17 protein-coding genes are annotated in these 19,545 nt (G+C 73.7%); 10 read left to right on the top strand and 7 right to left on the bottom strand.

All coding sequences use genetic code 11. The features are described from left to right. Positions 1 to 2 precede the first annotated feature (2 nt). Positions 3 to 680 (top strand): SDR family oxidoreductase, encoded by a 678-nt coding sequence (locus NCI01_RS10755; protein WP_254181474.1) that lies wholly within the window; start codon positions 3 to 5, stop codon positions 678 to 680. Between the two features lie 47 nt (positions 681 to 727). Next, positions 728 to 2,050, top strand: coding sequence for a lanthionine synthetase LanC family protein (locus NCI01_RS10750; protein WP_254181473.1), 1,323 nt, complete (start codon positions 728 to 730; stop codon positions 2,048 to 2,050). A gap of 8 nt (positions 2,051 to 2,058) precedes the next feature. On the opposite strand, the gene NCI01_RS10745 is transcribed toward NCI01_RS10750, so the two are convergent. The 3 genes from NCI01_RS10745 to NCI01_RS22220 all read right to left on the bottom strand — a co-directional run bounded on the left by NCI01_RS10745 (position 2,059) and on the right by NCI01_RS22220 (position 4,522). Further along, positions 2,059 to 2,778, bottom strand: coding sequence for an SRPBCC family protein (locus NCI01_RS10745; protein WP_254181472.1), 720 nt, complete (start codon positions 2,776 to 2,778; stop codon positions 2,059 to 2,061). A 125-nt stretch (positions 2,779 to 2,903) separates the two neighbouring features. Then, entirely contained in the window at positions 2,904 to 3,548 is a 645-nt protein-coding gene (locus NCI01_RS22725; RefSeq protein WP_254181471.1) for a response regulator, read from the bottom strand. After that, positions 3,545 to 4,522 carry a sensor histidine kinase gene (locus NCI01_RS22220; protein WP_302181880.1) on the bottom strand — a complete coding sequence of 326 codons (978 nt, stop codon included), beginning with the start codon at positions 4,520 to 4,522 and terminating at the stop codon, positions 3,545 to 3,547. Before NCI01_RS22220 ends, NCI01_RS22725 begins: the two co-directional genes overlap by 4 nt. Before the next feature lie 82 nt (positions 4,523 to 4,604). Between NCI01_RS22220 and NCI01_RS10725 the strand changes: the two genes are divergently transcribed. The 7 genes from NCI01_RS10725 to NCI01_RS10695 all read left to right on the top strand — a co-directional run bounded on the left by NCI01_RS10725 (position 4,605) and on the right by NCI01_RS10695 (position 15,654). Continuing rightward, on the top strand, positions 4,605 to 5,153 hold the full coding sequence (locus tag NCI01_RS10725; RefSeq protein WP_254181470.1) for an SPFH domain-containing protein: 549 nt from the start codon (positions 4,605 to 4,607) through the stop codon (positions 5,151 to 5,153). Continuing rightward, on the top strand, positions 5,150 to 5,635 hold the full coding sequence (locus NCI01_RS10720) for a TrkA C-terminal domain-containing protein (RefSeq protein WP_254181469.1): 486 nt from the start codon (positions 5,150 to 5,152) through the stop codon (positions 5,633 to 5,635). Before NCI01_RS10725 ends, NCI01_RS10720 begins: the two co-directional genes overlap by 4 nt. Continuing rightward, entirely contained in the window at positions 5,632 to 6,924 is a 1,293-nt protein-coding gene (locus tag NCI01_RS10715) for an ArsB/NhaD family transporter (protein WP_308213212.1), read from the top strand. The genes NCI01_RS10720 and NCI01_RS10715 overlap by 4 nt, the downstream gene beginning before the upstream one ends. A 102-nt stretch (positions 6,925 to 7,026) precedes the next feature. Further along, on the top strand, positions 7,027 to 7,974 hold the full coding sequence (locus NCI01_RS10710; RefSeq protein ID WP_254181468.1) for a carbamate kinase: 948 nt from the start codon (positions 7,027 to 7,029) through the stop codon (positions 7,972 to 7,974). 54 nt (positions 7,975 to 8,028) lie between these two features. After that, positions 8,029 to 9,135, top strand: a complete 1,107-nt coding sequence (gene bar / locus NCI01_RS10705; protein ID WP_254181467.1) for a barbiturase — start codon at positions 8,029 to 8,031, stop codon at positions 9,133 to 9,135. Positions 9,136 to 9,205: 70 nt separating this feature from the next. Next, positions 9,206 to 12,439 (top strand): ATP-dependent helicase, encoded by a 3,234-nt coding sequence (locus NCI01_RS10700; protein ID WP_254181466.1) that lies wholly within the window; start codon positions 9,206 to 9,208, stop codon positions 12,437 to 12,439. Continuing rightward, positions 12,436 to 15,654 carry an ATP-dependent helicase gene (locus NCI01_RS10695; protein WP_254181465.1) on the top strand — a complete coding sequence of 1,073 codons (3,219 nt, stop codon included), beginning with the start codon at positions 12,436 to 12,438 and terminating at the stop codon, positions 15,652 to 15,654. The genes NCI01_RS10700 and NCI01_RS10695 overlap by 4 nt, the downstream gene beginning before the upstream one ends. Before the next feature lie 161 nt (positions 15,655 to 15,815). Here NCI01_RS10695 and deoD read toward each other — a convergent pair whose 3' ends face one another. Together deoD and aztD are read right to left on the bottom strand one after the other, a co-directional pair. After that, positions 15,816 to 16,526, bottom strand: coding sequence for a purine-nucleoside phosphorylase (deoD, locus tag NCI01_RS10690; RefSeq protein ID WP_254181464.1), 711 nt, complete (start codon positions 16,524 to 16,526; stop codon positions 15,816 to 15,818). Positions 16,527 to 16,544: 18 nt separating this feature from the next. Beyond that, positions 16,545 to 17,795, bottom strand: coding sequence for a zinc metallochaperone AztD (gene aztD / locus NCI01_RS10685; protein WP_254181463.1), 1,251 nt, complete (start codon positions 17,793 to 17,795; stop codon positions 16,545 to 16,547). 62 nt (positions 17,796 to 17,857) lie between these two features. Here aztD and nudC point away from each other — a divergent pair, with 62 nt between their 5' ends. Then, entirely contained in the window at positions 17,858 to 18,781 is a 924-nt protein-coding gene (nudC, locus tag NCI01_RS10680) for an NAD(+) diphosphatase (RefSeq protein WP_254181462.1), read from the top strand. Between the two features lie 4 nt (positions 18,782 to 18,785). Here nudC and NCI01_RS10675 read toward each other — a convergent pair whose 3' ends face one another. Both NCI01_RS10675 and NCI01_RS10670 read right to left on the bottom strand, forming a co-directional pair. Further along, positions 18,786 to 19,232 carry a ScoMcrA-related endonuclease gene (locus NCI01_RS10675; protein ID WP_254181461.1) on the bottom strand — a complete coding sequence of 149 codons (447 nt, stop codon included), beginning with the start codon at positions 19,230 to 19,232 and terminating at the stop codon, positions 18,786 to 18,788. A 43-nt stretch (positions 19,233 to 19,275) separates the two neighbouring features. Beyond that, on the bottom strand, positions 19,276 to 19,518 hold the full coding sequence (locus NCI01_RS10670) for a mycoredoxin (protein ID WP_254181460.1): 243 nt from the start codon (positions 19,516 to 19,518) through the stop codon (positions 19,276 to 19,278). Positions 19,519 to 19,545 lie beyond the last annotated feature (27 nt).

The following is a 19,545-nucleotide window of genomic DNA, read 5'->3' as shown; positions in this document are numbered from 1 at the left end:
GCGTGTCGGTGCAGCGCGTCGCGGTCCTCGGCGGGCACGGCAAGACCGGACGGGCGGTCTGCGCGGCGCTCGCCGATCGTGGCGTCGAGGGCCGGCCGCTGGGACGCGACGACTGGCCGGACCTCGCGTCGGCCGTGGCCGGGTGCGAGGCGGCGTACGTCATCGCACCCAACCTGCACCCGGACGAGCCGTCCTACGTCACGTCGGTGCTGGCCGCCCTGACCGAGGCCGGCGTCGGCCGGGTGGTCTACCACTCGGTGGCCTCGCCCTACGTGCCCGCGATGCCGCACCACGTCGGCAAGGCCGTGAGCGAGGACCTGGTCCGGCGCAGCGGGCTGGACTGGACGATCCTCCAGCCCGGCGCCTACCTGCAGAACCTCGACCTCACCGGCCCGCTCGACCTGCCCTACTCCCCGGACGTGCCGTTCGGCTTCCTCGACCTCGCCGACCTGGGCCGGGCCGCAGCAGTCGTCCTCACCGAGCAGGGGCACGCCGGGTCGACGTACGAGCTCGCGACACGGGTCGCGACCGTCCGCGAGCTGGCGGCGGAGGCGGGCGTGCCGGTGCGGCAGGTGGCCGACCCGGGCACCCATCCCTGGCTCAGCGCGATGTTCGCCTACTACGACGAGCACGGGCTGCCGGTCGGCACGCGCGTGCTCGACACGTTGCTGGGTCGCTGACGCAAATCGCCGCGCGCGCGGCGGCAGCGCGGTGCGATGATCGCCGCGTGACGACCCCGGAGACGTACGCCGACCTGGGTGCCGCGGCCTGGCGCTGGGTGCTCGACCAGGTCCGGTGGGACGACGGGCCGTGGATCCCCGTGTCCGTGCCCCACGAGGGCGGGCCGCCCGAGGACCGCGACGGGATGCACAGCGGTATCGGTGGACTGGCCCACGTGCTCGCCGAGGTCCGCGAGTCCCGCGGGTGGACCGACGAGGAGCAGCGGCTCGCCGAGGGCATCGCCGCCCGGATCCGAGGCAACCTCGCCACCACGACGATGTACTCCTACTTCGACGGGTTGGTCAGCGACCTCGGTGTCCTGGCGGCGCTCGAGGCGGACGGGGCCGAGGAGGCGGTCGCCCGGCTCGAGGAGATCGCGGCCGACGACGGGTGGGAGCAGCCGTGGATGACGCCACCGCGGTTTCCCCCACACACCCGCATCAACGACGCCACCCTGGGCACGGCGGGCAACCTCCTCGGAGCAGTGTGGGCACACCGGCACGACACTCCTGGCGCGGCCGACCTGGCCCACCGCGCGGCGGACCTCCTGCTGGCGGAGGGCGAGCCGACCGAGGCGGGCACGAACTGGCCCTTCGTGCCGCTGCGCTTCACCGAAGAGCTGCGCGCGGAGCACGGGGACGAGCAGATGCCCAACTGGTCGCACGGGCTGGCCGGGATCGCCGCCGCCCTTGCCGTCGCCGGCGCCGAGCTCGACCGTGCGGACCTGGTGGCCGCGGCGCGCAGTGGGGCCGAGCACCTGGTCACGCTGGGCGACGCGGGCGACGGCGGTTTCGTGGTGCCTCATGTGATCCCGCCGGACCCCGACACGGAGGAGGTCACCTACAGCTGGTGCCACGGCCCGACCGGCACCTCGTTCCTCTTCGCCGCCCTCGAGCACGCCGGGGTCGAGACGATCGCCGGAGAGACCCCGGCGCAGTGGCACCGCCGTTGCCTGCGCAGCATCCGCACGTCGGGGGTCCCGGCGCGACTGCGGCCGGGCTTCTGGGACAACGACGGTCGCTGTTGCGGCACCGCCGGCGTCGGCGACGTGTTCCTCGACGCCTGGCAGCGGCTCGGCGTCGAGGACGACCTCGCCTTCGCGCAGGTCCTCGGCGACGCGCTCGTCGAGCGGGCGATCGTGGAGGGTGACCGCGCGTGCTGGCGTTTCACCGAGCACCGCAACGACGACCCGCTCCTCCCGCCGGGCGTCGGCTGGATGCAGGGCGCCGCCGGCATCGCGGCGTACCTCCTGCGGCTCTCCCGCGTGCTGCGCGAGGGGCGTACGACGCCCGCCGTCGCGCGGCTCGACACCTGGTGGAACCTGCCCTGATCCTCCGGTCAGGCCCGGGCCCGCCGGTCGCGCTGGAGGTAGCGCTCCTGGTCCAGCGGCGCACGCCCCGACTCCACAGGCGCCCGGCGGGCCTCCGCCCGGTCCTTGAGCCCGTGCAGCATCCCGCGGGACATGACGAAGTCGGAGGGCACGACGGTGGCGACGTAGAACCCGGTGAGCCACGCGGGGCTCGTGCGCTCGCGGACCCGGAGGTGCACGCGGGTGGCGCGGCCCGGCAGCGCCGTCAGGTGGATCGTCCAGGTCCACGTGATCTGCGCTCCGCGGTCCACCGCCCACCTCGGTGGCACGTGGGTCACCGACCCCAGCACGAGCAGCTCCGGCGACTCCACCTGGGCCACCCGGAAGTGCGCGGTCCCGGGCCGGCCGTCCGGTACGACGTCGCCGACCTGCAGGTCGCGGACCAGGCGCGGGTCGAGCCGGTCGAGGCTCGCCCAGTTGTCCGGGAACAGCAGCCGGTCGACCCAGCTGGGCGTGTACCACCCGCCGAGGTGCCAGCCCATCTGGGTCAGCCAGGGCCAGACCTCCTCGCGGCCGGCCGCCACGGTGATCGCGTGGTCCATCACCATCTGGGGGTGGACGACGAGGTCGTCGCCCGGGAGCCGGGCGGCGCGCTCCTCCGCCGTGGACCCGGCCCGTCGGCCGAGGACCTGGAGCGCCGCTCCGGCGGCCAGGAGCGCTGCGCCCGCACCCACGAGGCGGTCGAGCACCGTGATCACGCTCCCTCCGGGCCTGGTCGGTCCCCTCGGACCGAGCCTCGACCGCACCCGGCCCACCGCGACAGGGCCGCACGGCTGGACGGCGTGGGACCAAGTGCCCCGGCCCCGCCAGCCCGTCAGGGCTCGATCAGGCCCGCCCGGATGGCGTAGCGCGTCAGCTCCACCCGGTCGCGCATCCCGAGCTTGCCGAGGATGTTGGCCCGGTGGCCCTCGACGGTCTTGAGCGCGATGTGCAGCTCCTTGGCGATCTCGCGCGAGGAGCGGCCCTCGGCGATCAGCTTGATGACCTGGTCCTCGCGGGCCGTGAGCACCGACGTCGGCACCCGTTCGCCGCGGCGCAGCCGGTCGAGGTAGTCACGCACCAGCGTGCTCTCCGCGCCGGGGTAGAGGAAGGTCTCCCCGCGCATCGCCGCACGGCAGGCGCCGACGAGGTCCTCGTCGGCGACGGACTTGAGGACGTACCCGCTCGCCCCGGCCTTGAGAGCGCCGAAGAAGTACTGCTCGTTGTCGTGCATCGAGAGCATCAGGATCTTCGGCGGGTTGCGCCTCCGGCCGATCTCGGACGCCGCCTGCAGGCCGGTCATCCGCGGCATCGCGATGTCGAGGACGACGAGGTCGACCTCGGTGTCGCGCACCCGTTCGACGGCCTCGGCCCCGTCGGCCGCCTCCGCGACGACCGAGAGGTCGGGCTCCTGCTCGAGGATGAGGCGTACGCCGCGGCGCACCAGGGTGTGGTCGTCGGCGAGGAGGATCCGGATCACGCGCCGACCTCCCCGGCCGTGACGACGGGGACCTTGAGCCGCACCGTGGTGCCGTGCCGCGGCTGGCTGATCACCGACAGCTCGGCCTGCACGAGGGCGGCGCGCTCGCGCATGCCCATCAGCCCCGACCCTTCGGCGAGGCCGGTGAAGCCGCGTCCGTCGTCGCGGACCTCGAGCACGACGTGGGAGCCGAGCCGCTGCAGGGACAGCTCGACGGCGCGCGCGTCGGCGTGCCGGGCCGCGTTGGTGAGCGCCTCCTGCGCCACCCGGTAGACGACCACCTCCGCCTCCGGGCTCAGCGCCGGCAGCCCGGGTGCGAACGAACGCCGCACCGACGCGGAGCTGCGGTCGGAGAACTCGGTCGCCAGGGCGGCCAGGGCGCTGGCCAGGCCGAGGTCCTCCAGGACGCCGGGACGCAGCCGTCGCGCCACCCGGCGTACGTCGTCGAGGCCGGTGCGGGCACTCTCCCGCACGGCCGCCAGCTCGGGCACCATCGCGGCCGGGGCCTGCGACTCAAGCTGTTTGAGGCCCAGCAGGACGACCGTCAGGCTCTGGCCCACCTCGTCGTGGAGCTCCTGGGCGATGCGGTGACGCTCGGCCTCCTGTGCGGCCAGCGCGCGGGCGTCACCGGTGCGCCGCTCCTCGGCGAGGCGGTCGAGGAGGCCGTTGACGCTGCGGGCGATGCCGAGCACCGGGCCGGCCCCCTCCTCGGGGAGCTCGGTCGGCTCGAGGTGCTCGATGTCCTCGAGCCGCGCGATCAGGCGGTGCAGCGGCGCCAGCGCCCAGCGGATGAGGAGGGCGTTGGTCAGGATCATCACCACCAGCCCGACACCGATGACGAGGAACTCCGAGGACACCGCGTCGGCGGAGACCCGGGCGGGGGAGAGGAGCAGGAGCAGCGCCGCGACCACGAGCACGACGCCGTTGATGAGGCAGATCGTCCAGAACAGCGGGAGGTGGCTGGGCAGACGCATGCCGTCACCTTCCCATCCCGGGCCCACCAGATGGGGTCGGGCACCCATGGTCGCGGCCGCCCGCTCCGCGAAGACTCGGGGCATGCCGCCGCCCGACGAGAACACCGCCGTCGACCCGACCGGGGCCGCCTGGGTGGTGTGGCTGGTGATCGTGGGGCCGGCACTGCTGTTCGCGACGTTCACGTGCGTACGCCGCGTGGCACCCGGGGAGCTCGTCCTCGTGCTGCGACGCGGCGAGGTGGTGCGCGTGCGCCGCAACGGGTTCGTCGCCCGCTGGCCCGGGCTCGAGCGGTTCGAGGCCGTGTCGACGGAGCCGCGCGTCCTGCCGCTCGTGGTGCGCTCCCGCACGAACGACGGCGTCCGCGTGGTCGCCCTCGCCGACCTGACGGTGCAGGTGCGCGACGTCCAGCCGGGCGCGGCGTACGCCCCGGCGACGCAGGCCGCGCGCCTGGCCGAGGACACCGTCGCCCGGGCCGTCGAGCAGCTCGAGGTGGAGTCCCTCGTCGACGACCTCGAGGAGCTCGAGACCCGCTGGCCGGCCGAGCTCACCCGCCGGCTCCCGCTCGGCACCGAGGCCACCGCGCTGGCGGTCACGCAGGTCGAGGCCCAGCTCACCGGAGGTGCGGCATGAGCGACACCCCGTACCTGCTCGAGGTCGCGGTGTCGGTGGCCCTGATCGCCACCGCCATCGGCTTCGCCGTCGGGCTCGCGATCGGCCGCGGACGCCAGCCGCGCTGGCAGGAGAAGGGCAGCTTCGTCCACAAGGTGTCGATCGGCTTCGCGACGCTCGACCGGCTCGACGCGGTGCTGCTCCGCTTCGAGGTCGAGCCCGCCTCGCGGCTGGCGGGCGTCGAGGTGGGCGAGCTGCGCCTCCCGGCCGGGTCGGGGGTCGCCATCCTCGCGCGCGGGAAGGAGGTGATCGTCCCCGACGCCCGCACCGTGCTGCGCTGCGGCGACCAGGTCCTCGTCGTCGCCGCGCTCGGCCAGGTCACCCGGGTGGAGGACCGGCTCCGGTCGGTCAGCCGCTACGGCCGGCTCGCCGGCTGGGCCGAGGACATGGACGACCCGGCCGGCTCTGCCCGGGCGTTCGGCGTGCGCAGGCGGGTCGCGTGATCCCCACCTCCGCGGCCCTCGCGGTCTTCATCGTCGCCTACGCCCTCATCGCGACCGAGCGCGTCCACCGCGTCGCGGCCGCCCTCGGCGGCGTGGCCGGCATGGTCGTCATCGGCCTGGTCGACGCCCGGACGGCGTTCTTCGACGAGCACACCGGCGTCGACTGGAACGTGATCTTCCTGCTCTTCGGGATGATGATCATTGTCGGCGTCCTCAAGCAGACGGGGCTCTTCGAGTTCCTCGCCCTCTGGGCGGCGAAGAGGTCCGGCGGCCACCCCTACAGGCTGCTCGTCCTGCTGGTCCTGGTCGGTGCCGCCGTCGCGCCGATCCTCGACAACGTGACCTGCGTGCTGCTGGTCGCGCCGGTCACGCTGTCGGTCTGCCGGCGGCTCGAGCTGCCCTCGGCGCCGTACCTGATCTCGCTCGTCCTCGCCTCCAACATCGGCGGCATGTCCACCCTCATCGGCGACCCGCCCAACATCATCATCGGCAGCCGGGCGGGGCTCAGCTTCACCGACTTCCTCGTGCACTCGCTGCCGCTGACGGTCGTCCTGCTCGTGCTGTTCGTGGTGATGGCCCGCTGGCTGTTCCGCAAGGACATGACCGTCATGGGCAACGTGCACGGCCTCGACGACCTCCGTCCCGCCGACGCGATCACCAACGTCCGGATGCTGCGCCGCTCGCTGGTCGTGCTCCTCCTCGTGATGGTCGCCTTCAGCCTTCACACGGTGCTCCACCTCGACCCGTCGGTCGTCGCGATGATGGGTGCCGGCGCGACCGTGCTCGTCTCCCGCACCGAGCCGCAGGAGTTCCTCGAGGAGGTCGAGTGGGGCACCCTCGCGTTCTTCATGGCGCTCTTCGTGCTCGTCGGGGCGCTCGTGCAGGTCGGCGTCATCGGCGCGATCAGCGAGTGGGCCGCCGAGGCGATGGGGGAGCGCGACCTGCTCGGCGCGACCGCCCTGCTCTTCGGGTCGGGGGTGGTGGGGGCCTTCGTCGACAACATCCCCTACACGACCGCCACTGTCCCGGTCGTCGAGGAGATGGTCGCCGGCACCGGTGTCTCGGGGGCGGACAGTCCGCTGTGGTGGGCCTTCGTGTTCGGGGCAGACCTCGGCGGCAACGCCACCGCCGTCGCGGCCGGCGCCAACGTCGTGGTCCTCGGCATCGCGGCCAAGGCGGGCGAGCCGATCAGCTTCTGGGGCTTCACCCGGTACGGCGTCGTGGTGACCGTCATGACGCTGCTGGTGGCCTGGGCCTACGTCTACCTGCGCTACTTCGCCTGGGGCTGACCGGTCGGCCGCGCGCCCCCGGCAACACTTGCCAGCGAAACGCTGCGTCGTTGGTCGAATCTGCCGTGGGGAGCGTGTGAGCGGCGACACTAGGTTTGCGTCATGAGGGTCCTGCTCGCACTCGGCGGAAACGCGATGACCAACGCCGACGGCCGCGCCCGCCCCGAGGACCAGATCGAGGCGGCGCAGGTCGCGATGGCGGCGGTCGCCGGTCTCCTCGAGGACGACCACGAGGTCGTCATCACCCACGGCAACGGACCCCAGGTCGGCAACCTGCTGGTCAAGAACGAGCTCGCCGCCGGTGTCGTGCCCCCGGTCCCGCTCGACTGGTGCGGCGCGCAGACGCAGGCCACGCTCGGGTTCGTCCTCATGGACGCGCTCGACCGCGAGCTCGCCGTCCGGGGGATCGAGCGGCGCAGCGCCGCGCTCGTCACCCGCACGCTCGTCGACGCCGACGACGACGGCTTCACCCACCCCACCAAGCCGATCGGCCGTCACCTCCCCGAGGCGGAGGCCCGGGTGCTCGTCGACCACGGCGAGACGTGGGAGGACCGCGGCGAGAAGGGGTGGCGCCGCGTCGTCGCCTCGCCCGAGCCGCGCGAGATCCTCGACGCCCCGGCCGCCGTGGCGCTCATCGAGGCCGGCTTCGTCGTCGTCGCCAACGGTGGCGGCGGCATCCCGCACGTCCGTCGTCCCGACGGGTCGCTCGTCGGGGTCGAGGCCGTCATCGACAAGGACCTCGGCGCCGCCCTGCTTGCACGCACCACGGGGGCGGAGGTGCTCGTCATCGCCACCGACGTGCCCAACGCCGTGGTCCGCTGGGGCGAGCCCGACGCCGAGCCGCTCGGCCGGGTCACCGTCGACGAGCTGCGCGCCCACGCCGCCGACGGGCAGTTCGCGTCCGGCTCGATGGGACCGAAGGTCGACGCGGTCTGCCGCTTCGTCGAGACCACCGGCGGCACGGGCGTCATCACCAGCCTCGACCAGATCACAGCGGCGGTCGCCGGAGACGCCGGCACCGTCGTCGTACCCACACCCCTCGGTGGTTGAGGAGGTCGCGCAGCGACCCTCTCGAAACCGGACCCCACTGAAAGGAACTGCCACATGCCCTCTGCCATCGAGGTCCGCAAGGTCCCCATCCACTCCGTGGCCGACGCGTCCGAGCTGACCAAGCTCATCGACGACGGCGTCATCGCCGCCGACCGCGTGTTCGCGATCATCGGCAAGACCGAGGGCAACGGCGGCGTCAACGACTACACCCGCATCATCGCCGACCGCGCCTTCCGCGAGGCGCTGGTCGCCAAGGGGGCCGACCCCGAGCAGGTCAAGGGCGTCCCGATCGTGTGGTCGGGCGGCACCGACGGCGTGATCAGCCCCCACGCCACCATCTTCGCCACGACCGACGTCCCCGAGGACGACCCCTCGCGCGAGGAGATGCGGCTCACCGCCGGCTTCGCGATGAGCGAGGCGATCCTGCCCGAGGAGATCGGCTACACCGCGATGATCGAGAAGGTCGCGGCGGGCGTGAAGGTCGCCATGGAGCGGGCCGGGATCACCGACCCCGCGGACGTCCACTACGTGCAGACCAAGACGCCGCTGCTGACCATCCACACCATCCGCGACGCCAAGTCGCGCGGCAAGAAGGTGTGGACCGAGCACACCCACGAGTCGATGGACCTCTCCAACGGCGTCACCGGCCTCGGCATCGCCGTCGCCCTCGGCGAGATCGAGATGCCCACCGACGCCGACGTGATGCACAACCGCGAGCTCTACTCCTCGGTGGCCTCGTGCTCCTCGGGCGTCGAGCTCGACCAGGCGCAGATCGTCGTCGTGGGCAACGCGAAGGGCGTCGGCGGCCGCTACCGCATCGGCCACTCGGTGATGGAGGACGCGCTCGACGCCGACGGCATCTGGGAGGCGATCCGATCCGCCGGGCTCGACCTGCCCGAGCGTCCGCGCACCAGCGACCTCGACGGCAAGCTGGTCAACGTCTTCCTCAAGTGCGAGGCCAGCCAGGACGGCATGGTCCGCGGCCGCCGCAACGCGATGCTCGACGACTCCGACGTGCACTGGCACCGCCAGATCAAGGCGTGCGTGGGCGGCGTCACCGCGGCCGTGACCGGCGACCCGGCGGTCTTCGTGTCGGTCTCCGCGGCCCACCAGGGCCCCGAGGGTGGCGGCCCCGTCGCCGCCATCGTCGACCTCGGCTGAGGCGACACGTCCGTACGTCGTCGCGCGGGGCCGGCAGCACACTGTCGGTCCCGCGTGATGGGGTGGACCCATGAGCGACACGTCCACCCGCTACCGCCTGGTGCGGCCCGAGCGCGACGTCGTCGTCCCGCAGCTCGACGAGCACCAGCAGCGGGTGGTCGACCACCAGGGCGGGCCCCTGCTCGTGCTCGCCGGACCCGGCACCGGCAAGACCACGACGCTGGTCGAGGCCATCGTCGACCGCATCGAGCAGCGTGGCGCCTCGCCCGACGCGGTGCTCGCGCTGACCTTCTCCCGCAAGGCCGCCGAGCAGCTGCGTGACCGGGTCACCGCCCGCGTCGCCCGCACCACCGCGGCGGCGTCGTGCTCGACGTTCCACTCCTTCGCCTACGCCCTGGTCCGGAAGTACGCGCCCGCCGAGCTCTACGAGGGCGCCATCCGCCTGCTGTCGGCGCCCGAGGCCGACGTCGTCCTGCGCGAGCTGCTGCGCGACAACCCCGAGTCGGTCGTGTGGCCCGAGCCGCTGCGCCGCGCCGCCGGCACACGGGGGTTCGTGCGGGAGGTGCAGGCCGTGCTGGCACGCGCCCGGGAGAAGGGCCTCGACCCGTCCGGGCTGCGGGCCCTCGGCATCGAGCACGACCTGCCCGAGATGGTGGCCGCCGGGCTTTTCCTCGAGCAGTACCTCACCGTCCTCGACAACCTCGGCGCCACCGACTACTCCGACCTCATCCGCCGGGCCGTGATCGAGGCCGAGGCCCACCGCGACGAGCTGCGGGCGCGGTGGCAGCACGTCTTCGTCGACGAGTACCAGGACACCGACCCGGGCCAGGTCGCCCTCCTCCGCGCCCTGGCCGGCGACGGGCGCGACCTCACCGTCGTGGGCGACCCGCACCAGTCCATCTACGGCTTCCGCGGCGCCGACGTGCGCGGGATCCTCGACTTCCCGGCCGCCTTCCCGACCACCGGCGGCGCACCCGCCCCGGTGGTGGTGCTCCAGCGCACCCGCCGGTTCGGTCCGCGGATCCTGCTGGCCGCGGGCCGGGTGGCCCACCGGCTCTCCCTCACCGGCAGCATCGACGCCGGGGCCCGCGAGGCGTTCCTCTCCCCGGAGGCGGTCCCCGGCCCGCACGGCGACGGCCGGGTCGAGGTCGTCACCTACGACACCGAGCGCGCCGAGGCCGAGCGGCTCGCCGACCTGCTGCGCCGCGCCCACCTCGAGGACGGCATCGCGTGGGACCGGATGGCGGTCCTCGTCCGCTCCGGCCGCACCAGCATCCCGCCGCTGCGCCGCGCGCTCGCCGCCGCCGGTGTCCCCGTCGAGGTCGCGTCCGATGACCTGCCGCTGGTGCGCGATCCCGCGGTCGTGCCGCTCCTCGACGGCCTGCACGCCGTCGTCAACCTCGACAACGACGACCCCGACTCGCCCGACTTCCTCGACCCGGGTCGCATCGAGTCGCTTCTGCTCTCCTCGATCGGCGGGCTCGACGCGTCCGACCTGCGAGCGCTCGTCCGCCGCCTCCGCACGCGTGAGAAGGAGGTGGCCGACCCCGCGGTGCGGCGCACCTCGCGCGAGCTGCTGCGGCTCGCGGTCGTCCAGCCCGGCTTCCTCGACGGGCTCGAGGGACCCGACGTCCAGCGCGCCGGCGCCCTGGCCGAGCTGCTGCGCGGGGGAGCGCGGATGCTGGCCGACCGCGCGGGCGTCGAGGACGTGCTCTGGCACCTGTGGTCGGGCACCACCTGGCCCCAGCGGCTGCGCCGCCAGGTCGACGCCGGGGGCGCGAGCACCCGCCGGGCCCACCGCGACCTCGACGCGATCGTCGCGCTCTTCGACCTCGCCTCCCGCGCGGTCGACCAGCGCGACCACGTCGGCGTGGCCGCGTTCTTCGCCAGCGTCGTCGCCCAGCAGCTGCCCGCCGACACGCTCGCCGAGCAGGGCGTGCGCGGGGCGGCGGTCCGGCTCCTCACCGCCCACCGCTCCAAGGGCCTCGAGTGGGACCTCGTCGTGGTCGCCCACGTGCAGCAGGAGGGCTGGCCCGACCTGCGCCGCCGGACGACCCTCCTCGGCGCCGACCGCATCGGCGTCGACGCCTCGGGCCACCCCGACCTCGTCCCGCCCGTGACCAGCCGGGCGCTGCTGATGGAGGAGCGCAGGCTGTTCTACGTCGCGTGCACCCGTGCCCGCCGACGCCTCGTGGTGAGCGCCGTACGGTCCCCCGACGACGACGGCGAGCAGCCCTCCCGGTTCCTCGAGGAGCTCGGCGTCACCATCGACCACCAGGACGGCCGGCCGCCGCGGCCGCTGTCGCTGGGGGGCCTCGTCGCCGAGCTGCGCCGCACCGCGGCCGACCCGGCGGCGTCGCCGGCGCTGCGCGAGGCAGCCGCCCGCCGGCTCGCCGCGCTGGCCGCCGAGGAGGTCGGCGGACGCCAGCTCGTGCCGGCGGCCGACCCGTCGACGTGGTGGGGCACCCGCAGCGCCAGCCGTTCCGTCCAGCCGATCCGCGACCCCGACCGGCCGGTGCCGATCTCGGCGAGCATGCTGGAGTCGATCCTGGTCTGCCCCGCGCAGTGGTTCTTCGAGCGCGAGGCCGGCGGTGTGTCAGCGGTCCACCAGTCGGCCAACCTCGGCCAGGTCCTCCACGCGCTCGCCGAGCGCGTCGCCGTCGGCGACCTGCCGGCCGAGGAGGAGCCGCTCATGGCCGAGGTCGAGGCCGTGTGGGACCGGCTCGCGTTCCGCACCCCGTGGTCGCGTCAGCGCGAGCTCGCCCGGATCCGCAAGGCCGTCGCCCGGTTCGTCCGCTGGCACCTCGACAACCCGCGCGAGTTCCTCGGCGCCGAGCAACGCTTCCAGAGCGTGGTCGACGTCGACGGCCGCCCGGTCCAGCTCACCGGCTTCGCCGACCGCCTCGAGATCGACGACGCGGGCCGGGTGGTCGTCGTCGACTTCAAGAGCGCCCGCAACGCGCCCAGCGGGCCGTCCGTCGCCGGCAACCTGCAGCTCGCGCTCTACCAGTACGCCGTCGACACCGGCGCCCTCGACGACTCGGCCGGGCGGCCCGTCGCCTCCGGCGGCGCCGAGCTGGTGCAGCTCGGCATCGACGACGAGTCCGCCATCGGCAAGGTGCAGCCCCAGCCGCCGCACACCGACGCCGGACCCGAGCGCGTCGCCCTCCGCGCCGGCCTGGCCCGGGCGGCCGACCTGGTCCGCGACGAGACCTTCCCCGCCACGACGGGTCCGCACTGCCGCGACTGCCCGTTCACCGCCATCTGCCCCGCCCGGGGCGCCGGGAGCGTGACCGTCCAGTGAGCCAGCTCCCCGCCCCCGTCCGGCTCGACTCGCCGGAGGACCTCCGCGCCCTGATGGGCGCTGCCCACGCCGCCAGCGACGAGCAGTGGGCCGCCATCACCTCGCCGCTGCGACCCACGGTCGTCGTGGCCGGCGCGGGCAGCGGCAAGACCACGCTCATGGCGCAGCGCGTCGTGTGGCTCGTGGCCACCGGCAAGGTCCGCCCCGAGGAGGTCCTCGGGCTGACGTTCACGACCAAGGCCGCGGCCGAGCTGCGCCAGCGGATCACCGCCGCCCTCGGGGCAGCTGGCCTGCTCGACCGCTCCGTGGTGGTCGAGGGGGAGGACGTCCTTGAGCCGACGGTCGCGACCTACCACGCCTACGCCGCCAACCTGCTCACCGACCACGGCCTCCGGATCGGTCACGAGCCCGACACCCGCGTCGTCTCCGACGCCTCGCGCTACCAGCTCGGCGCCCGTGTCATCGACCGGTTCACCGGACACATCGAGCTGCTCACCGACCATCCCGCGACCGCGATCCAGAACCTCCTCGCCCTCGACGGCGCGATGAGCGAGCACCTCGTGGACCCCGACGACGTACGCCGTGTGGACGAGGAGGCCCGCCGCGGGTTCGAGCGTGCTGTGGCCGAGGAGCAGGCCGGCAAGGCCCGCAAGACCTACCTCGAGCCGCCCGCGAAGGCGATCAACGCCATCGACCGGCGTGCCGAGCTGCTGCAGCTCGTCACCGGCTACCGCAGGCTCAAGGCCGACCTCGGGCTGATGGACTTCGGCGACCAGATCGCGCTCGCCGCCCGGCTCGTCGAGGAGCAGCCCGAGGTGGGCGAGATCGAGCGAGGGCGCTTCAAGGTGGTCCTGCTCGACGAGTACCAGGACACCTCGGTCGCGCAGGCCACCATGCTCGCCCGCCTCTTCTCCGGGCCCGACCCCGACCACGGGCTCGGCCACCCGGTGATGGCGGTCGGCGACCCCAACCAGGCGATCTACGGCTGGCGGGGTGCGTCGGTGTCCAACATCCTGAACTTCGCCGACACCTTCCCGGCCGCCGACGGCGAGCCGGGTCGGCTGCCGCTGACCGTCAACCGGCGCTCCGACCGTCGCATCCTCGACGTCGCCAACCGGCTCGCCGAGCCGCTGCTCGCGGCTTACGGCGACAAGGTCGCCCGGCTCCGCGCGGCCGACGGCGCCGAGGACGGCCACGTCGAGGCCCACGTGTTCGAGCGGTCGGCCGACGAGCTGGCGTGGCTCGCGACCGAGGTGCAACGGGTGCACGACGCCGGCACCGCCTGGTCGGAGATCGGCGTCCTCAGCCGCGACAACGCGCAGGGCGAGGAGGTCTACGACACCCTCACGGCGGCCGGCATCCCGGTCGAGATCGTGGGGCTGTCGGGTCTCATCCGGCTGCCCGAGGTCGCCGAGGTGGTGGCGACGCTGACGCTCATGCACGACGTCACGGCCAACTCCTCGATGCTCACCCTGCTGACCGGTCCCCGCTGGGCCATCGGTCCGCGCGACCTGCGCCTGCTGGCCGAGCGCGCCGCGGAGATCGCGGGGGTGCGCGGTCGCAAGGAGGCCGCATCGATCGCCGACCAGCTGCTCCAGATCGCCGACGGCATCGACTCCTCCGAGCTCCCGGCCCTCAGCGACGCGCTCGAGTCACCGGGGGAGGGCGCCTACTCGGCCGAGGCGCTCGACCGGTTCGGCCTGCTGGCCGGCGAGCTGCGGCGGCTGCGCGGCCACGTCGGTGACCCGCTGCTCGACGTGGTGCGCCGGATCATCGACACCACGGGCGTCGACGTCGAGCTCGCCTCGGCCACCTCGCAGGCGGCGGCCGCGCGCCGCGACAACCTCGACCTGTTCGTCAAGGCGGTGGCGGAGTTCCAGTCGGTCGACGGCGACGTGACCCTGCCGGCGCTGCTCGCCTACCTGACCGCCGAGGACGACCAGGGCAACGGCCTCGACGTGGCCACGCCGACCGCCGCCGACTCGGTCAAGCTGCTGACGGTCCACCGCGCCAAGGGCCTCGAGTGGTCGTCGGTCTTCTGCGTGGGGGTGGGGGAGACCCGCTTCCCGAGCAACCGCTCGCGCACGCTGTGGACCTCGTCCCCGGCCGTGCTCCCCGCCCCGTTGCGCGGCGACCGGGCCGACCAGCCCCAGCTCGCGGGTCACGACAAGGCCGCGCTCGACGCCTACCGTGCCGCGACCAAGGCCCACGACGGCGAGGAGGAGCTGCGGCTCGGCTACGTCGCCTACACCCGCGCCGCCCATCACCTCGCCGTGACGTCCTACGTCTGGGGCCAGCGCTCGACGCCGTTCGGTCCGTCCGACTACCAGCGCGTCGTGCGCGACCAGCTCGAGGAGTGGGGCCAGCCCGTGGAGCGGTGGCTCGAGAAGCCGCCGCCGAAGTCACCCAACCCCAACGACGACGTCGACACCTCGCGCCCCTGGCCGGTGCCGGGCACCGGGGAGGAGACCCGACGGCGCCTCGCGGCCGCGGAGCTCGTCCGGTCCGTCGACCCCACGGCCGCCGACGAGGGCCTCGACATGGTCGAGGCCGCCCGGGTCGCCGAGTGGGACGACGACCTGGCCCAGCTCCTCACCGAGGCCCGCGCGGAGCGGGCCACCACCGTCAACCTGCCGCTGCCCAGCAGCCTGTCCGTCACCGCGCTGGCCCGCCTGCGCGAGGACCCCGAGGCGTTTGCCCGCGACCTCGCCCGCCCCATGCCGCGACCGCCCGCGCCCGCGGCCCGGTTCGGCACGGCGTTCCACGCCTGGATCGAGCATCGGTTCGGCCAGCAGGCGCTGATCGAGCCCGACGAGCTGCCCGGCCGGGCCGACGCCGGCATCGACGACGAGGCCGACCTCGGCGAGATCGTGAAGCGCTTCGAGGACGGCCCCTTCGGCGACCGGGCCCCCCACGCCGTGGAGGCGCCCTTCGCCCTCGTCCTGGGCGGCCAGGTCGTGCGCGGCCGGATCGACGCCGTCTACGCCGAGTCGTCCGAGGCCGGCGACGGCTACCTCGTCGTCGACTGGAAGACCAGCCGCCACGAGACCTCCGACCCGCTGCAGCTCGCCCTCTACCGCCTCGCGTGGTCCGAGCTCACCGGCACGCCCCTCGACCGGGTCCGGGCAGCGTTCCACTACGTCCGCTCCGGCCGCACCGTCCACCTCGACGACCTCCCCGGCCGCCCCGAGCTGGAGCAGCTCCTCGACCTCTGACCCCCGGCCGGCGCGTCGTACGCCGACACGCGCTCGAGCGGTGCGTGAGGCGTGTTCTGGCGCCGCGGAAGCCGCGTGGCTCACCGCTCGCGCTCGAGCGGTGCGCCCACGATCCGCCCGCGCGAAATGTCGCTCACGCACCGCCCACCGCGACGCGCGGCTCAGGCCAACGCGGCGGTCAGCGCGATCTCGACCATCTCGCCGAAGGTCTGTTCGCGCTCCTGGGAGCTGGTCTCCTCGCCGGTGACGATGTGGTCGGACACGGTGCAGATCGCGAGCGCCCGGCGCCCGTGCTTGGCGGCGAGCGTGTAGAGCGCGCTGGCCTCCATCTCGACGGCCAGGACGCCGTACTTCACCATCTCGCCGAGCAGCTCGGGGCGCGCCGGGTAGAACGAGTCGCTGGAGAAGATCAGGCCGACGTGGAAGGGCGAGCCGCCCTCGCGCGCCTCGGCGGCCTCGACGGCGCCGCGCAGCAAGCCGAAGTCGGCGACCGGGGCGTAGTCGATGCCGTGGAAGGCGATGCGGTTCATGGAGGAGTCGGTGCACGCACCCGACGCGATGACCACGTCGCGCACCCCGACGCGGTCGGTGACCGCGCCGCACGAGCCGACACGGACGATGGACTGCACGTCGTAGTCGGTGAAGAGCTCGTTGACGTAGATCGACATCGACGGCTGGCCCATGCCGGAGCCCTGCACGGAGACCGGGTGGCCCTTCCAGCTGCCGGTGAAGCCGTACATCCCGCGCACCTCGCTGTAGCAGCGGACGTCGTCGAGGAACGTCTCGGCGATCCACTTCGCCCGCAGCGGGTCGCCGGGCAGCAGGACGGTGGGGGCGATCTCGCCGGGCTGGGCGCCGATGTGCGTGCTCACGGCGCCCAGCCTAGGGACTCAGCCCGCGTTGGCGACGATCTCGTTGGGGGTGTGCGGCAGGTCGAGCGTCGAGGTCACCCGCCCACGGTCGAGGTCGACCACGTGGACGCGGTCGCGGCGCGGGTCGGTGACGTACGCCGTGGCGTCGACGACGTGGAGCGTCGGGCGCGGCTGCTGCCAGTCGAGCGGCTCGCGCCAGCGGGCGACGACGTCGATCGCGTCGACCCGCTCGCCGGTCTCGGGGTCGAGGACGTGGATCGCGCCGTCGGTCCCGAGCACGAGCGCCTCGCCCTCCGGCCCCCGACCGAGGGAGCGGAAGCTGTAGCTGGTGCCGAGGTCCACCAGGCGCAGGGACGCGTCGCGCGTGTCGATGAGGGAGACCCGGGTCGGTCGCTCGAGCTCGGCGTCGGGGTCGGTCTTGTAGTCACCGAGGAGCACGGGGGAGACCTCCGAGCCGGCCTGGTTGCCGATCCGGCCGTACGCGTCCGGGCTGCTGACCTTGGTGATGTCACGGCCGTCCACGATCACCGCCCCGTCCTCGCAGCCGAGGACCGCGGTGTGCTCGGCGAAGGCCTCGCCGTGCACGCCGGGGCACTCGTCGGTCTCGGCGAGCACCGCGCCGGACGGGCTGACGAGGCGTACGCCCGAGCGCGACTCCTCGTCCCCGACGGTCATGATCATGTTGCGGTCGACCAGCTGCACGGCCACACCGTGGTGGGCCTCGTCGGTCGCGGAGGTGGTCACCTCTGGCTGGCCCTCGGCGAGGTCCTCGGGGTCGAAGACCGTGATGGTGCCGGTGCCGTCGTCGAACAGGGTGGTGATCCCGTCGTGGGCCACGACGTGGCCGGGCTCGGCGCCCTCGATGAGGGCGCCGGTGAGGCCCGGCTCGTCGCCGGTGAAGTGGTGGGCGTGGTCACCGTGCTCGTCGCCCCACGACCCGAGGTCGAGGGCGTGCCAGCCGAGGTTGCCGCTCACCAGGACGTGCCGACCGTCGCCGGCGGGGGAGACGCGGACGAATCCCTCCATCGGCTCCTCGGCGACCACCTCCCCGCTGGTCACGTCGACGACCATCACCCCGCCGTCGTGGGTGACGGCGAGGCGCGGGGTCGCCGCCGCGGCCTCGGTGCCGCCGGTGTCGGCGGCTGCCTCGCGGTCGTCGGTGGCGTCGGAGGGCTCCGGGTCGTCGGAGGAGTCGGTCGCGGTGCCGCAGGCGGAGGCCCCCAGCACGACGAGGGTGGCGAGCAGGACACGGAGTCGTGGCGTCTTCATGAGAATCATTCTCAGCAGAGTTGAGAATGATTGTCAAAGAGCAGCGGCGCTAGCCTGACGCGGTGACCCCCGAACGCCTCCTGCCGCACGCCGCCCTCTCCGCCCACGCGCACAACCGGATGGGCCTGCGGCGCACCGACGCGGCGTGGCTCGCCGAGCAGATGGCCGATCCCACGACCCGCGTCCTCGTCGTGGCCGGCAACCGGCTGCGCCCGGTCGACGGCGCGGTCCAGTGGATCGGTCCCGACGAGGCGCCGGAGGGCACCCTCGTGCTGCTGGGCGACAGCGGCGGCGTGGTCCACGTGGCGGTCGTCGTGCCGCCCGAGGGCGCTCCCGGCGAGCCCGACGAGTGGGTGCCGCTGCGCTCGGTGCTGGCGCTGCTCGCGGACGGCACGCCCCAGCAGGCGCCGCTGGTGATGCACGCGATCGGCCTGGCCGAGTGGCATCACGCCACCCGCTTCTGCCCCCGTTGCGGCGGCACCCTGACCAGCCGCGCCGCCGGCCACGAGCTGCGCTGCGACCGGTGCGACCGCCCCCAGTTCCCGCGCACCGACCCGGCCGTGATCATGGCGATCACGCACGGGGAGGGCGAGGACGAGGCGATCCTGCTCGGTCGCAACACCGCCTGGCCGGCGGGGCGCTGGTCCACCCTCGCCGGGTTCTGCGAGCCGGGCGAGACCCTGGAGGACGCCGTACGCCGTGAGGTGCTCGAGGAGGTCGGCGTGCAGGTGGGCGAGGTCGACTACTTCGGCAGCCAGCCCTGGCCGCTCCCCGCGAGCCTGATGCTCGGGTTCACCGGAAGGGCGCTGACGACCGACATCGACGTCGACGGCGCGGAGATCGAGGAGGCGCGGTGGTGGACCCGCGCGGACTTCGAGGCCGCGGGGCGCTCGGGCGAGCTCGTCGTGCCGCGCGGCATCTCGATCTCGTCCTCGCTGATCGAGAGCTGGTTCGGGCGCCCGCTCGACGGCCCCGGCTGGGACTAGGTCGTCAGTCGCAGGTGTCGCACACGCCCGTGGCGGGCAGCGCGATGAAGCAGCGGGGGCACAGGTTGACCGGCTTGTCGGTCGCGGCCACCCGCGAGGGGCGGGGCGTCGACGCGGCGCGGGGCGACGCCGCGCGCGTGCGAGGCGCGCGGGTGCCGGGCACGCGGGTGCTCGGCGGCGAGTCGTCGCGGATGTCGAAGCCCAGCCGGGTCAGCGCCTTGCTCGCCCCGGCCGAGCCGCCTGGGATGTCGGCAGGGGTGAGGGTGCGCCCGGTCGCGAGGCCGTGGGCGATGCCGGCGATGGCCGCGGCGTCGTACTCCTTGCCGTGGTGCATCAGCACGTGCGTCGAGACACCGCCGCGCACGAGCATGTAGTTGGCCCCACCTGCTGCGTCCCAGGTCTCCATCGCGGTGAGGACGTGGTCGCGGTCGATCGAGTTCAGCAGTGACACGACGTCAGGCTAACCCCGGTCGGCGGCAGGCTCCACGTCAGCATCACGAGAGCGTGGCCAGCTTGTCCTTGACCTGCGCCACCGACGGGTTGGTCAGCGTGCTGCCGTCGGAGAAGAGCAGGGTCGGCACGGTCTGGTTGCCGCCGTTGGCCTGCTCGACGGTGAGCGCGGCCTCCGGCTCCTGCTCGATGTCGACGATCGAGAACTCGATGCCCTCGCGGTCGAGCTGGCTCTTGAGTCGGTGGCAGTAGCCGCACCACGGGGTGCTGAACATCGTGAAGGTCATGGGATGGAGTGTCCCCTCCGGCGTCTA

Source organism: Nocardioides pinisoli (genome assembly GCF_024199985.1).
Lineage (GTDB): Bacteria > Actinomycetota > Actinomycetes > Propionibacteriales > Nocardioidaceae > Nocardioides > Nocardioides pinisoli.
Note: the sequence above shows the minus strand (reverse complement) of the source record. Positions and strands in the feature narration are given on the sequence as shown.